The following is a 13301-nucleotide window of genomic DNA, read 5'->3' as shown; positions in this document are numbered from 1 at the left end:
CCGAGAGGGGCTGCGCTACGCACCGCAACACGCGGACCCAGAACTGTCGACAATCATCCCGGTCTAAAGTGTCGGGGATCATGCCGGTTGCACAGGGCACGACGCACTCGATCCATTCCCGTCATTCCGGGGCGCTCGCGAAAGCGAGCGAGCCCGGAATCCAGATGTTGTTACGAAGAAATCTGAGCGCGAGAGCTGACGCAGAGATTCCGGGTTCGCGAGCTCTCGCTCGCGCCCCGGAATGACTCGGGGAAAGAGTGGAGGACTACTCCCACCCCTCCAGCACGATCTTGCCGATCGAGGTGCCGCTTTCCAGCAGCGCATGCGCGCGTTTCAGGTTGGCGGCGGTAATGAAGCCGAAGCTTTGCTGATGCGTGGTGCGCAGCACGCCGGTGTCGATCAGGCCGGCGATCTCGTCGAGCAGGTCGTGCTGCGCGATCATGTCGGCGGTCTGATACGACGAGCGGGCGAACATCGCCTCCCAGTGCAGCGATGCCGATTTCGGCTTCAGCAGCATCGGGTTCAGCGTCGCCGGATCGTCGATCAGGCCGATCTTGCCCTGCGGCGCCAGGATCTCGACCAGAGCCGGGAAGTGCCCCTCGGTTCCGGTGAGGCTGGCGATCAGCGCAACCGGCGGCAGCTTCAGCGCGTCGACCTGCGGCTTCATCGGCTGGCTGTGATCGATCACCGTATGGGCGCCGAGGTCGAGGCACCATTGCCGGGTCTCGGGTCGCGACGCCGTGGCGATGATGGTCAGCCCGGTGAGCCGGCGGGCGAGCTGGATCAGGATCGAGCCGACGCCGCCGGCACCGCCGACGATCAGCAGGGTGCGCGGATCGAACGCCTTGCTCGGCCGCGCGCCGAGCCGGTCGAACAGCAGCTCCCAGGCGGTGATCGAGGTCAGCGGCAGCGCCGCGGCCTGCGCGAACGACAGCGTCTTCGGCTTGCGGCCGACGATGCGCTCGTCGACCAGATGCAGTTCGGCGTTGGTGCCCGGCCGCTGGATCGAGCCGGCGTAGAACACCTCGTCGCCCGGCTGAAACAGTGTCACCTCGGCGCCGACCGCCTCGACCACGCCGGCCGCGTCGTAGCCGAGAATCTTGTGCTCGCCGGCGGGCGGGGCGGCGCGCTTGCGCACCTTGAAGTCGACCGGATTGACCGAGATCGCCTTGACCGCAACCCGCAGGTCGCGTGCACCCGGCGCAGGCGTGGACAGTTGGAGATCGAGCAGCGCCTCCGGATCGTCGATCAGGAGGCTCTTGATGTAGCCGACAGCTTTCATAGGGGGCTCCGTGCAGGGGACGCTTGTCGCGAGCAACGTCGCCTTCACCTGCCTTTATTGCAAGTACTGTCGTTTCGGGGATATAGTCACCGATCGGATACTATTGGGCCACGCCGCATGAAACGTCGCAATTTTGCCTGCGCGCCGGGCTGTTCGGTCGAAGTGACGCTCGATCTGATCGACGGCAAATGGAAGGGTGTGATCCTGTACCATCTGCAGGACGGCCGGCTGCGGTTCGGCGAGCTGCGACGGCGCATGCCGGGCATCACCCAGCGGATGCTGACCAAGCAGCTCCGTGCTTTGGAGGATGACGACCTGATTACCCGCCAGGTGTTCGCCGAAGTGCCGCCGCGGGTCGAATACGCGCTGTCGGAAACCGGGGAGCGGCTGCGCCCGGTCATCGATGCGCTGAAGCGCTGGGGCGAGGAACATCGTGCACGCCAGCAGCAGCTGGCGTTGCCTGCAGCCGAAGCGACACCTGAAATCACCGAGGCTCGGCCGGCGTGAGCGTCGGCGGCTTTTCCTTCTCCTGGCTTGGCCGGCGGACTATATCTGCTGCGCCCAAGATGCCCCTGTAACGGATTCCCGCATGAACCCGATCCGCACGTTCACCGTCCTGTGTCTGTCGCTCGCCCTCACCACGCCGCTCGCGGCGCAGGACCGGCGGCTGCCGTCGTCGCAGGCCGAGATCCGCCTGAGCTACGCGCCGATCGTGCAGCACGTTCAGCCGGCGGTGGTGAACGTCTATGCCGCCAAGCTGGTGCAGAACCGCAATCCGCTGCTGGAAGATCCGATCTTCCGCCGGTTCTTCGGCGTGCCCGGCCAGCCGGAGCAGATCCAGCGCTCGCTCGGCTCCGGCGTGATGGTCGACGCCTCCGGCCTGGTCGTCACCAACAACCACGTCATCGAGGGCGCCGATCAGGTCAAGGTCGCACTCGCCGACAAGCGCGAGTTCGAAGCCGAGATCGTGCTCAAGGACAGCCGCACCGATCTGGCGGTGCTGCGGCTCAAAGACACCAAGGAGAAGTTCGCCACGCTGGATTTTGCCAATTCCGACGACCTGATGGTCGGCGATCTGGTGATGGCGGTCGGCAATCCGTTCGGCGTCGGCCAGACCGTGACCCACGGCATCGTCTCGGCGCTGGCGCGCACCCAGGTCGGCATCACCGACTATCAGTTCTTCATCCAGACCGACGCGGCGATCAATCCCGGCAATTCCGGTGGCGCGTTGGTCGACATGACCGGCAAGCTGGTCGGGATCAACACCGCGATCTTCTCGCGCTCCGGCGGCTCGCAGGGCATCGGCTTCGCGATCCCCGCCAACATGGTGCGGGTGGTGGTTGCCTCGGCCAAGAGCGGCGGCAAGGCGGTGAAGCGGCCGTGGCTCGGCGCGCGGCTGCAGGCGGTGACGCCGGAGATCGCCGAAACCCTCGGCCTGAAGCGGCCCGGCGGCGCGCTGGTCGCCAGCGTCACCAAGGGCAGCCCGGCGGAGCGGGCAGGGCTGAAGCTGTCCGACCTGATCGTGTCGATCGACGGCTTTGCGATCGACGATCCCAACGCGTTCGACTATCGCTTCGCCACCCGGCCGCTCGGCGGCGCCGCCCAGCTCGACGTGCAGCGCGGCGGCAAGCCGGTGAAGCTGGCGATCCCGCTCGAGACCGCGCCGGACACCGGCCGCGACGAGCTGGTGATCACCTCGCGCTCGCCGTTCCAGGGCGCCAGGATCGCCAACATCTCGCCGGCGATCGCCGACGAGATGCGGCTCGATCCCAGCGTCGAGGGCGTCGTCGTCACCGAACTTCCCGACGGCAGCACCGCGGCGAATGTCGGCTTCCAGAAGGGCGACATCATCGTCGCGGTCAACAACAGCCGGATCGCCAAGACCAGCGACCTCGAACGCGTCGCCGGCCAGACGCCGCGGCTGTGGCGCATCATGCTGGTCCGCGGCGGCCAGCAGATCCAAGTCACCTTGGGCGGATGAACCGTCATCATGCGAGGCGTCTCCAAACCTCTCCCCGCGTGCGGGGAGAGGTCGCTCATCGAACGCAGTTCGATGAGCGGGTGAGGGGGCGCCTCCACACGGCCGAGCTTCAGCGTTTCGTCACAGCCGAGCCGCTCGGCCGCGTCGAGACGCCCCCTCATCCCACCCTTCTCCCCGCGCGCGGGGAGAAGGAGCAGGCCGTGCTTGGGGACGCATCGTGAGTCCAAAGCGTCCTCAGCAGAGCGACAATCTCTTCGCCGCCGCTGGCCTCGAGCGCGATGCGCCGCGTCCGTTGCCGGATCGGTTGCGGCCGCGCTCGCTCGCCGATGTGGTCGGCCAGGATCACATCCTCGGCCCCGACGGCGCGCTGACGCGGATGCTGCAGACCCGCACGCTCGGCTCGCTGGTGTTCTGGGGGCCGCCCGGCACCGGCAAGACCACCGTGGCGCGGCTGCTCGCCGACGCCACCGATCTGCAGTTCGAGCAGATCTCCGCGGTGTTCTCCGGCGTCGCCGATCTGAAGAAGGTGTTCGACGCCGCGCGCGCCCGCCGCGAGATGGGAAAAGGCACGCTGCTGTTCGTCGACGAGGTGCACAGATTCAACAAGGCGCAGCAGGACTCGTTTCTGCCGGTGATGGAAGACGGCACCGTGGTGATGGTCGGCGCCACCACCGAGAACCCGTCGTTCGAACTCAACGCGGCGCTGCTGTCCCGCGCGCGGGTGCTGATCTTCAAGCCGCTCGATGCGACGGCGATCGAACAGCTGTTCGCCAAAGCCGAAGCCGCCGAAGGCCGCAAGCTGCCGCTCGACGACGAGGCGCGGGCGGTGCTGGCGCGGATGGCGGACGGCGACGGCCGCGCATCGCTGACGCTCGCCGAAGAAGTCTGGCGTTCGGCGCGCCAGGGCGAAGTGTTCAATGCCACGCAGCTTCAGGACATCCTGCAGCGCCGCGCCCCGATCTACGACAAGAGCGCCGACGGTCACTACAATCTGATCTCGGCGCTGCACAAGTCGGTGCGCGGCTCCGATCCGGACGCGGCGCTGTACTATCTGTGCCGGATGCTCGATGCCGGCGAGGACCCGCTGTTCCTGGCGCGGCGGGTGGTGCGGATGGCGGTCGAAGACGTCGGGCTGGCCGATCCTCAGGCGCTGGTGATCGCCAACGCCGCCAAGGACGCCTACGACTTTCTCGGCAGCCCGGAGGGCGAACTGGCGATCGCGCAGGCGGTGATCTATGTCGCCACTGCGCCGAAATCCAACGCCGCCTACACCGCCTACAAGTCGGCGATGCGGCTGGCCAAGCAGGCCGGCTCGCTGCTGCCGCCCAAGCACATTCTCAACGCGCCGACCGGGCTGATGAAGAACGAAGGTTACGGCTCGGGCTATCAGTACGACCACGACACCCCGGAAGGCTTCTCCGGCCAGGACTACTTCCCCGACGGGCTCGGGCGGCAGACCTTCTACGATCCGCCCGACCGCGGCTTCGAACGCGAGATCCGCAAGCGGCTGGACTATTGGGCCAAGCTGCGCGCCGCCAAGGACAGTTAGTTCGCAACTCCCTCGCAGTTGCGGAAAGTTCCCAGTGTTTGAACCAATCTTTGAAATCTGCGTATTAGTTGCATCCGACCTTCGAGAGATGTGCTGGTCGCTTAGCGCACGCGATGGCCTAATGCTGTCCTCTGCGGCCGGCTTGGCTGGCTGATCTTTCCAAACCGGAAACCAAGCGGGCCGGATTGTCATCACGCGGTCATTTTACCGCTGCGTGCAAAGCCGATGTTAAAAAGCTCCTGGTTGATTAGCTGCTCAGATCATCAGCTGCATTTCCCGTCACCGATCGTTTGCGTTCATGACCCGCGCCGACAGCACTTTCAAGGCGATCGCCCTCGCCAAGGCCCAGGCCCGCACCGCGCTGCGCAACGTCCGGCTCACCCTGATCTCCAACAGCGTGATAGCGCTGTCGCTGGCCGCGCTGCTGTATCGCGAGAGCGGTGAGACGCCGATCCTGTGGTGGCTCGGCGCCGCGATCGCGCTGGCATCGTTCCGCGCCTGGTGGGTGTCGCGACTGGCGGCCGCCGGTGCGGTCGACGCCGCGCCGTATCAGGTGCTGCGTGATCTGACGCTGCTGGCGTTCGCCAGTGGGCTGCTGTGGGGCTTCGTCCCGGCCGCGGTCGGCGTGTTTCGCGCCCAGCAGGGCATCGACTATATCACCTTCATCATGATCGGCACCGCCACCGGTGCGATCATTCAAAGCGCGTCCTGTGCCCGCATTGCGCTCGCCTTCGCGATGCCGGTGATGGCCGCGACGCTGGTCCGGATCATGCTGTCCGGCAACGGCTCAGACCTCATCATCACGCTGGACGGGCTGTTCCTGACCTTCATGCTGTTCCGCGCGGCGATCGGCGGCGAGCGGGAATTCACCGCGAGCCAAATGACCGCGCTCGAGGCGACCGATCTGGCCAATTCGCTGGCCCATGCCAACAGCGAAGTGCTGAGTTCGAACCGCGCGCTGGAACAGATCGCGCGCGCCGATCCGCTCACCGGGCTCGCCAACCGCAGCCACTTTCGCGACGCCGCGGCGGCTGCGTGCCGATCCGGGCAGGGCGTCGCCTTCGTGCTGTTCGACGTCGACAACTTCAAGACCATCAACGATACCCGCGGCCACGACGCCGGCGACCGGGTGATCGCCGCAGTGGCCGAGCTGCTGCGCTCCTCGTGCGGGCCGCACGATCTGCCGGTGCGGCTCGGCGGCGACGAGTTCATCGTGGTGCTGCAGGGCGACGACGTCGCCGCACGCGCGCTGGCCCTGGCGCGGCGGCTGAGCGGCGCGCTGACCCGGCCGCTGCATCTCGCCGGCCAGCCGCTGGCGATCAGTTGCTCGATCGGCATCGCGGCGCATCCGGGCGGTCCGATCGATGTCGAGGACGTGTTCTGGCGCGCCGATGCGGCGCTGTACCGAGCCAAGGACGACGGCCGCGCCTGCATCCGGGTGTTCGACGCGCGGATGCAGCAGGAGTTCCTGCTGCAGCGATGCATCGACAGCGATCTGCCGGGCGCGCTGGCACGCGGCGACCTGCACCTCGAATTCCAGCCGCAGGTGGTGCTCGCCACCGGGCAGGTGGTCGGCTTCGAGGCGCTGCTGCGCTGGCGCCATCCGACCGCCGGGCTGATCCCGCCGCCCGACATCGTCCACGCCGCGATCCGGCTGCAGCTCTCGGCGCGATTGCTGGCGTTCATCGGCGAAGCGGCATGCGAGTTCCTGCGCGCGCTCGACGCCAGCGGCGCACCTCGGGTCAATGTCGCGATCAACGTCTCGCCGCGCGAGCTGACGCTGCATTCGCCCGCCAGGATCCTGACCGACCTGACCCGGCGTCACGGTATCGACCCGCACCGCATCGAGATCGAGATCACCGAAGAAGCGCTGTTCGATCCCAAGCAGTGTGCCCGCGAGCTGCAGCGCATCGAGCACTCCGGATTCGGCCTCGCGATCGACGATTTCGGCGTCGGCCATTCGTCGATCTCGAATCTGATGAGCGTCGCGCTCGACACCATCAAGATCGACCGCTCGTTCGTGCACGGCGTCAGCGCCAACCGCCAGAACCAGCAATTGATCGCCGCGATCACCGCGGTGGCGCGGCCGCTCGGCCACCGCATTATCGCCGAGGGCGTCGAAAGCCAGGGCGAAGCCGAGACGCTGCGGATGCTCGGCTGCTCCTACGGCCAGGGCTGGCTGTACGGCCGCCCGATGCGTGCCGCCGACGCGGTGGTGTGGCTCGCCGGTCTCGACGAGGAGCGGCGCAGCGAGCGGCAGCTCGCCTAGGCTTGATGCCGCGCCGCGGCCGCCGCATGGTTCGCCCCGACCGATCACACGCAGAAGGAGAACCGTGCGATGAAGTCGTATCGCAAGGAGCTGTGGTTTCAGACCCCGGGACGGCGGGCGTTCATCAACATCACCGGCGAAGTCGAGCAGGCGCTGCGCGACAGCGGCGTGCGCGAGGGCTTGGTGCTGGTCAATGCCATGCACATCACCGCTTCGGTGTTCATCAACGACGACGAGAGCGGCCTGCATGCCGATTACGAGAAGTGGCTCGAGCAGCTCGCGCCGCACGAGCCGGTGTCGTCCTATCGCCACAACCGCACCGGCGAGGACAATGCCGACGCCCACATGAAGCGCCAGGTGATGGGCCGCGAGGTGGTGGTGGCGATCACCGAGGGGCGGCTCGATTTCGGCCCCTGGGAACAGATCTTCTACGGCGAATTCGACGGCGGCCGCAGGAAGCGGGTGCTGATCAAGATCATCGGCGAGTAGTTCGTTCCCGCCCGTCCGAACTAATTGGTCGACTTCCCGATCAGCTCGCGGATCCGCGCCGCCAGCGTGTCGACCGCGAACGGTTTGGTCAGCACTGCCATGCCGGGTTCGAGCTGGCCGTTGTTGAGCAGCGCGTTCTCGGCGAAGCCGGTGATGAACAGCACGTTGAGCCCGGGGCGGATGTCGCGGGCGGCGTCAGCGAGCTGGCGGCCGTTCATGCCGCCGGGCAGGCCGACGTCGGTGATCAGCAGGTCGATCCGCGCGTCGGACTGCAGCAGCTTCAGGCCGCCGACGCTGTCGGAGGCCTCCAGCGCGGTGTAGCCGAGGTCTTCGAGCACGTCGGCGACCAGCATCCGCACCGTCGGCTCGTCGTCGACCACCATCACGGTCTCGCCGGTGTGGGCGAACGGGATCGCGGTGGAGTCGGGGAAGCGCTCGTCCTCGGCGGCCTCGCCGCGGTGCCGCGGCAGATAGATGCACACCATCGTGCCCTGGCCGACCTCGGAATAGATCCGCACCTGGCCGCCGGACTGCTGCGCGAAGCCGTAGATCATCGACAGCCCGAGCCCGGTGCCCTGGCCGATCGGCTTGGTGGTGAAGAACGGATCGAACGCTTTGGCGATCACGTCGGGCGTCATGCCGGTGCCGGTGTCGGAGACGCACAGCGAGACGTATTGCCCGGTCGGAATGTCGTACAGCCGCGACTGCGCCCGGTCGATCCAGCGGTTGCCGGTCTCGATCGTGATCTTGCCGCCGCTCGGCATCGCGTCGCGGGCGTTGATACACAGATTGAGCAGCGCGCTTTCGAGCTGCGGCACGTCGACCAGCACGCTCCACAGCCCGGCGGCGCCGACGTGCTGCACCTCGATGCCCGGGCCGACGCTGCGCTGGATCAGGTCGATCATGCCGCTGACCAGGCGATTGACGTTGGCGGCGGTCGGCGTCAGCGTCTGTCGGCGCGCGAAGGCGAGCAGCCGGTGGGTCAGCGACGCGGCGCGCTTCACCGCGCCTTGCGCGGCGCCGATGTACTTCTCGATCTCGCCGACGCGGCCCTGGCGGATCCGCGTGCTCATCAGTTCGAGGCTGCCGGAAATCCCGGCGAGCAGATTGTTGAAGTCGTGCGCCAGCCCGCCGGTGAGCTGGCCGACCGCTTCCATCTTTTGCGACTGGCGCAGCTGTTCGGCGGAGCGGAGCAGCTCGGCGCGGGCTTCGGCGACGCGCTGCTCCAGCGTCTCGTTCAGCGCGCGCAGCTCGGCGATGGCGCGGTCGCGCTCGGCCATCAGCGCGCGGCGGTCGTCGACGTCGATCAGCACGCCGGGGAAGCTCAGCGGCGTGCCGTCGGGGCCGTGCTCGACCCGGCCGTTGGCCTCGAGCCAGTAGTATTTGCCGTCGGCGCGGCGCACCCGGTACTGATGCGCGTAGGGCCCGCCGCGCTTGATCGCGTCCTCGATCGCGTCCGCGAGTCCAGCCTGGTCGTCGGGATGCACGGTCGCCACGATCTGCGCCAGGCTCAGCCCATCGCGGCCGAGCGCCGGATCGAGCCCGAACGCGCGCGCGAACCCTTCGTCGACGGTGAAGCGGTCGCTCGGCAGGTCCCACAGCCAGGTGCCGATGATCGCGCCGGCGGCGAGCGCGAGCTGCACCCGCTGCACGTTGTCGCGCGCCAGCTTCTCGCTGTCGCGCAGCGCCGCCTCGGCGCGCTTGCGGGCGGTGATGTCGCGGAACAGCACCGAGACCTGGCGCAGCTCGGGCGGCTCGATCCGCGTCGCCGACACTTCGATGATACGGTTCACCGCGACGAATTCGCGCTCGAAATGGATCGGCCGGCCGGTCACCAGCACGCTGCGATACAGTTCGGCCCAGCCGTCGGCCTCGTCCGGCACCAGATCGCGCAGGGTGCGGCCGATGATGTCGGGGATCCCGGTCTGCTTCTCGTAGCCGGCATTGGCTTCGATATGGCGATAGTCGCTGAGCGGACCGTGCGGGCCGTCGAAGAATTCGATGATGCAGAAGCCGTCGTCGATCGCCTCGAACAGCGCGCGATAGCGCGCCTCGCTCGGACTGACCGCGGGATTGGAAGGGGACTGCATCGGGATCGACGACCGGCGAGCGTGACGCGAACTGTACGAAACAGGACGGGAAGGGCGGCCGCGTTGTTGCGGCCGGCCCGTGCGGTGACCGCTCGGGCGCGGCTGTCCGCATTACTCTCCGAATTGCGAGCGTTTGTCAAAGCTGCTTGACACCTGCGGCGCCCCGCGGCGCGGGCCACGGAGCGAGGCCGCGCCGGATTGCGTCAGCCGTCGAAGCCGACGAACCGCGCCGCTTCGGCGACCGGCTTGCGTTCGGACACCACGGCGTTGGCCGGGAACTCGTCGTCTGGCCAGCCAAGCGCGATCGCCTTCATGATCACCTGATCGTCCGGGATGCCGGCGTGTTCGCGCACCACCGGTGATTGCATGATGCCCTGGCTGTTGATCACCGCGCCGAGCCCCCGCGACCACGCGGCGTTGACCAGCGCGTTGGTCACCGCGCCGCAGTCGAACGGGGTGTCGTCGCTGTCGCTCAGCGTGCGGTCGTAGGTGATGATGATACACACCGGCGCATCGAACTGGCGGAAGCCGCGCAGCACCCAGTCCTGCCGCCTGGCCTGATCGTCGCGCGCAATCCCCATCGCCGAGAACAACTGCTTGGCGACCGTGATCTGGCGTTCACGATGGGGGCCGGCGAACGGCTGTCCGATCCGGAATTCGCGGCTGTGCGGCACGCCGGCGAGGTTGCGCTCGGTGTTGCCGGCGCGGATGCGGTCGAGCGGCGCGCCGGTGAGCACGGTGAAATTCCACGGCTGGCTGTTCATCGAGGAGGGCGCCCGCATCGCCAGCTCGAGGATCTCCTCGATCAATTCCCGCGGCACGGGATCAGGCTTGTAGCCGCGGATCGAGCGGCGGCCGCGGACCACGTCGTCGTATTGCATGCGTCTGGTTTCCCCCGAGAGCTTGTGATTGCCGCGGAGTGTCGCGGTTTCGGATGCCGAGTGCAAGATGGCGCAACAGGGCCGTCATTCCGGGGGGCGCGCAGCGCGCGCGAACCCGGAATCTGGAGATGAGTTGTTCGGGGCATGCCCGATCAAGGACCGTAGCCCGCATGAGCGCAGCGAGATGCGGGACGGCATCTCCCCGGGTATCGCTGCGCTCACCCGGCTACGCGCTAATCGCTACGTGCTGATGCCGATCACGCTGCCCGCCAGCCCCGACACGCACGGTTAAGTAATCCCGTCTAGCCTTGCGCCGTCCCGGCAACCTCGGTGCGCACATGGTCAGATCGTATCTCGAAGCCCATTGGGTCGCGGCCGCGCTGTTCATGGGCGTAGCGCTGCTCCTGCTGCTGCCGCTCGGCGTGCCCGGCGGCGATCGCGCGCTGCTGCTGATTTACCTAGCGTCGCCGATCTACATGCTGCACCAGGTCGAGGAGCACCTCGGCGATCGCTTCCGCCGTTTCGTCAACGCCCGCGTGTTCGGCGGCGTCGAGGCGTTGACGACGGGCGACGTGCTGCTGATCAATCTGCCCGGCGTCTGGGGCATCAATCTGGCGGCGCTGTATGCCGCGTACTTCATCGCCCCCGGCTGGGGCCTCGCCGCGGCCTGGCTGATCCTGGTCAACGGCCTCAGCCATCTCGGCATGGCGGCGCATCTGCGCAGCTACAATCCCGGCCTCGCCAGCGCCGTGCTGGTGTTCATTCCGTTCGGCTTGTACGCCGTGGTCACCATCCCGGCCACGACGTTGCAGCTCGTCGTCGCGCTCGCCGTCGCAATCGGCATCCACGCCGCCATTGCGCTGCATGCGCTGCAGCGGGCAAGGGCGGCGCGCGTCGCGTGAACGCTGCGGTGTAGTCGCCCGCTGGCAAGGCGCGGAGCAGCGCAAGTTCGCGCGACTGGATAAGCGGGCATCTGGGGCAGGGCATCGGCACAGCCCTCCAGCCGAAAAACTAACCAGTCAGAAAGCCGCCTGACATCACCTGCTCGCCGCGGCACTGTCAGCGATTCGCCCCTCTGGACCATCGCGCTCTTGCTATCGGCCAAGCGGGCGTACCCACTTCACGCAAGACCAACCTGCTTGGTAAAACTGGAAACGGACCAATAGTCGCTGCGGTGAGTGACGAGACCGTTGGAGAATCTCATGATCGATGCGGCGCGCAGCTTCCAAGAGACGCCGGTCGCTGGAAAGTCCATGAAATCGCCGGTGTGCTTGCCGGCCATGATCCATTCCGCCCCGCCGCCATTCTCGTCGGCGTAAGCTGAGGTCAAAGCCATCGAATACCCTTCCATCGCAGCATAGACGCTTTCCAGCAATCGCTTCACCTCGTCTTTGCCGGTCGCGAGAACATCCAACGCGACATCGCGAAAGATCACCTCGTCGGTGTAGAGGGCGAAAAGCCGATCCCTGTCATGCGAGGTTTCGAATTCAGCCATCTGCCGCATCAATTCGATGTTTCGTTCTGACATGACCAATCTCCTTCTTGTTTCAAGGCCCTTCACATCATCACGTCGAGAGGAACGAAGTTACGGTTAGTAGGTTCCTTCAACATGACCACGAAGAGAACCAGAATATCGGCCCGAGCCGAGCGTCTGTCGTACGAGGAGAGGCATCGCCAGCTGCTCCAATTGGCGCGACGCCTGGTCGGCGAAGAGGGAACAGACAGGCTCACGCTGACGCGCCTCGCCGAGCGAGCGGGGGTCTCGAAGCCTGTCGCCTATGATCATTTCGGTCGGCGGATCGACCTCCTGCTCGAACTGTATCGCTGGATCGACGTCGAGAAGATCGATGCCTTCCGCGAACACATGAAGAGCGGCAAGATGGGCAGACGGGAGACGATCGGGGAACTGGCGCGGGCCTACATCGATTGCGCCAGCGACGTCACCAGCGAGTTTCAAGTGATCGGCGCGGCTCTCGCCGGAACGCCGGAAAAGGCCTCGGTCTTCGCCGATCTGCTCGAGAACAGCATTCGGATGTTCATCGCCGTTCTCCGCCCGCATGTCGTCCTCGCTCCGTCCGAATTGGAGAGGCGATGCCGAGCCTTCGTTGCTGCCGGGGAATGCCTGGCGGCGGAGGTCGTCATTGGCAGGAGCACGTCCGCCGACGCCACGGCTACGCTCGCCGCCATCATCGCGGGCGGCACCGGTCTCGAACAAGTGAGCTTTTCTGATGCACCGAAACTCAGAAAGGAAAGAGATGAAAGTCCTCAGATTTGAACCAGCCGATGCCGTCTTCAAACGCTCGCCCGGACAGGACGCCGACATTTTTGCGGCGAACTTGGCGGATCAACAGCAAGGCGGGCCGATCACGGTCGGGTATGGAAAGTATGGCCCCGACCAGGTCTTGGAGACCGATATAGTCGTCGACGACGTCATGGTGGTCCTGGAAGGGAGGGTTTCGGTCGAAGCCGACGGCGAGACCCTGACCGCAGGTCGCGGCGAGATCATCTACATGCCAAAGGGCAACGCGGTCGTCATCCGCTCCCACGCAGAAGGCGCGCTGACCGCCTATGTGACCTATCCTCACTGGTCCGAAGCGGAATAGCGACGCAGCTCGCATGAGCGTAGCGACATGCGGGGCGACGTGTCACCCCGTGATCCCGGGTATCGCTGCGCTCACCCGGGCTTCTGTAACGGGCCTCGGTTAGTCAATCCCTTTTTGCGTGGTCCTGTCGCCGGTGACTTGCTTCTGTCCGGGATCG

At 66.6% G+C, this 13301-nt stretch carries 13 protein-coding genes; 9 read left to right on the top strand and 4 right to left on the bottom strand.

Features of this window, described 5'->3' with window-relative positions; all coding sequences use genetic code 11:
• Positions 1-265: 265 nt before the first annotated feature.
• Entirely contained in the window at positions 266-1282 is a 1017-nt protein-coding gene (locus DWA33_RS24455) for a zinc-binding alcohol dehydrogenase family protein (RefSeq protein WP_114361079.1), read from the bottom strand.
• A gap of 117 nt (positions 1283-1399) precedes the next feature.
• Here DWA33_RS24455 and DWA33_RS24450 point away from each other — a divergent pair, with 117 nt between their 5' ends.
• The 5 genes from DWA33_RS24450 (at position 1400) to DWA33_RS24425 (ending at position 7570) form a co-directional block, all read left to right on the top strand.
• Positions 1400-1789, top strand: a complete 390-nt coding sequence (locus DWA33_RS24450; protein WP_114361078.1) for a winged helix-turn-helix transcriptional regulator — start codon at positions 1400-1402, stop codon at positions 1787-1789.
• 82 nt (positions 1790-1871) lie between these two features.
• Positions 1872-3263: a DegQ family serine endoprotease gene (locus DWA33_RS24445; RefSeq protein WP_114361077.1), complete on the top strand. Its 1392-nt coding sequence runs from the start codon at positions 1872-1874 to the stop codon at positions 3261-3263.
• Positions 3264-3480: 217 nt separating this feature from the next.
• Positions 3481-4812, top strand: coding sequence for a replication-associated recombination protein A (locus DWA33_RS24435; protein WP_114361075.1), 1332 nt, complete (start codon positions 3481-3483; stop codon positions 4810-4812).
• Positions 4813-5110: 298 nt separating this feature from the next.
• On the top strand, positions 5111-7081 hold the full coding sequence (locus tag DWA33_RS24430) for a putative bifunctional diguanylate cyclase/phosphodiesterase (protein ID WP_114361074.1): 1971 nt from the start codon (positions 5111-5113) through the stop codon (positions 7079-7081).
• Between the two features lie 69 nt (positions 7082-7150).
• A complete protein-coding gene (locus DWA33_RS24425; protein ID WP_011158763.1) occupies positions 7151-7570 on the top strand; it encodes a secondary thiamine-phosphate synthase enzyme YjbQ in 420 nt (139 codons plus the stop codon).
• Positions 7571-7590: 20 nt separating this feature from the next.
• Here the strand turns inward: DWA33_RS24425 and DWA33_RS24420 are convergent, their stop codons facing one another.
• Positions 7591-9660 carry an ATP-binding protein gene (locus DWA33_RS24420; RefSeq protein WP_114361073.1) on the bottom strand — a complete coding sequence of 690 codons (2070 nt, stop codon included), beginning with the start codon at positions 9658-9660 and terminating at the stop codon, positions 7591-7593.
• Between the two features lie 203 nt (positions 9661-9863).
• Positions 9864-10541: a nitroreductase gene (locus tag DWA33_RS24415; RefSeq protein ID WP_114361072.1), complete on the bottom strand. Its 678-nt coding sequence runs from the start codon at positions 10539-10541 to the stop codon at positions 9864-9866.
• Between the two features lie 133 nt (positions 10542-10674).
• Between DWA33_RS24415 and DWA33_RS25370 the strand changes: the two genes are divergently transcribed.
• Together DWA33_RS25370 and DWA33_RS24410 are read left to right on the top strand one after the other, a co-directional pair.
• Positions 10675-10833 carry a hypothetical protein gene (locus DWA33_RS25370; protein WP_181909287.1) on the top strand — a complete coding sequence of 53 codons (159 nt, stop codon included), beginning with the start codon at positions 10675-10677 and terminating at the stop codon, positions 10831-10833.
• A gap of 46 nt (positions 10834-10879) precedes the next feature.
• On the top strand, positions 10880-11443 hold the full coding sequence (locus DWA33_RS24410; protein ID WP_114361081.1) for an HXXEE domain-containing protein: 564 nt from the start codon (positions 10880-10882) through the stop codon (positions 11441-11443).
• Between the two features lie 218 nt (positions 11444-11661).
• Here DWA33_RS24410 and DWA33_RS24405 read toward each other — a convergent pair whose 3' ends face one another.
• Positions 11662-12069: an ester cyclase gene (locus DWA33_RS24405; RefSeq protein WP_114361071.1), complete on the bottom strand. Its 408-nt coding sequence runs from the start codon at positions 12067-12069 to the stop codon at positions 11662-11664.
• Positions 12070-12150: 81 nt separating this feature from the next.
• On the opposite strand from DWA33_RS24405, the gene DWA33_RS24400 reads away from it, so the two are divergent.
• Positions 12151-12816 (top strand): TetR/AcrR family transcriptional regulator, encoded by a 666-nt coding sequence (locus tag DWA33_RS24400; protein ID WP_181902445.1) that lies wholly within the window; start codon positions 12151-12153, stop codon positions 12814-12816.
• A complete protein-coding gene (locus DWA33_RS24395; RefSeq protein ID WP_114361070.1) occupies positions 12797-13144 on the top strand; it encodes a cupin domain-containing protein in 348 nt (115 codons plus the stop codon). The genes DWA33_RS24400 and DWA33_RS24395 overlap by 20 nt, the downstream gene beginning before the upstream one ends.
• Positions 13145-13301 lie beyond the last annotated feature (157 nt).

This window comes from Rhodopseudomonas pentothenatexigens (assembly GCF_900218015.1).
Lineage (GTDB): Bacteria > Pseudomonadota > Alphaproteobacteria > Rhizobiales > Xanthobacteraceae > Rhodopseudomonas > Rhodopseudomonas pentothenatexigens.
The sequence above is the reverse complement of the archived record's forward strand: the minus strand, read 5'-3'. Positions and strand labels throughout refer to the sequence as shown.

Bases quoted from the DNA above. Each gene is read 5' to 3' on its own strand.
- DWA33_RS24400 (WP_181902445.1), top strand. From the start codon at position 12,151: ATGACCACGAAGAGAACCAGAATATCGGCCCGAGCCGAGCGTCTGTCG.
- DWA33_RS24430 (WP_114361074.1), top strand. From the start codon at position 5,111: ATGACCCGCGCCGACAGCACTTTCAAGGCGATCGCCCTCGCCAAGGCC.
- DWA33_RS24425 (WP_011158763.1), top strand. From the start codon at position 7,151: ATGAAGTCGTATCGCAAGGAGCTGTGGTTTCAGACCCCGGGACGGCGG.
- DWA33_RS24410 (WP_114361081.1), top strand. From the start codon at position 10,880: ATGGTCAGATCGTATCTCGAAGCCCATTGGGTCGCGGCCGCGCTGTTC.
- DWA33_RS24420 (WP_114361073.1), bottom strand. From the start codon at position 9,660: ATGCAGTCCCCTTCCAATCCCGCGGTCAGTCCGAGCGAGGCGCGCTAT.
- DWA33_RS24450 (WP_114361078.1), top strand. From the start codon at position 1,400: ATGAAACGTCGCAATTTTGCCTGCGCGCCGGGCTGTTCGGTCGAAGTG.
- DWA33_RS24445 (WP_114361077.1), top strand. From the start codon at position 1,872: ATGAACCCGATCCGCACGTTCACCGTCCTGTGTCTGTCGCTCGCCCTC.
- DWA33_RS24455 (WP_114361079.1), bottom strand. From the start codon at position 1,282: ATGAAAGCTGTCGGCTACATCAAGAGCCTCCTGATCGACGATCCGGAG.
- DWA33_RS24415 (WP_114361072.1), bottom strand. From the start codon at position 10,541: ATGCAATACGACGACGTGGTCCGCGGCCGCCGCTCGATCCGCGGCTAC.
- DWA33_RS24405 (WP_114361071.1), bottom strand. From the start codon at position 12,069: ATGTCAGAACGAAACATCGAATTGATGCGGCAGATGGCTGAATTCGAA.
- DWA33_RS24395 (WP_114361070.1), top strand. From the start codon at position 12,797: ATGAAAGTCCTCAGATTTGAACCAGCCGATGCCGTCTTCAAACGCTCG.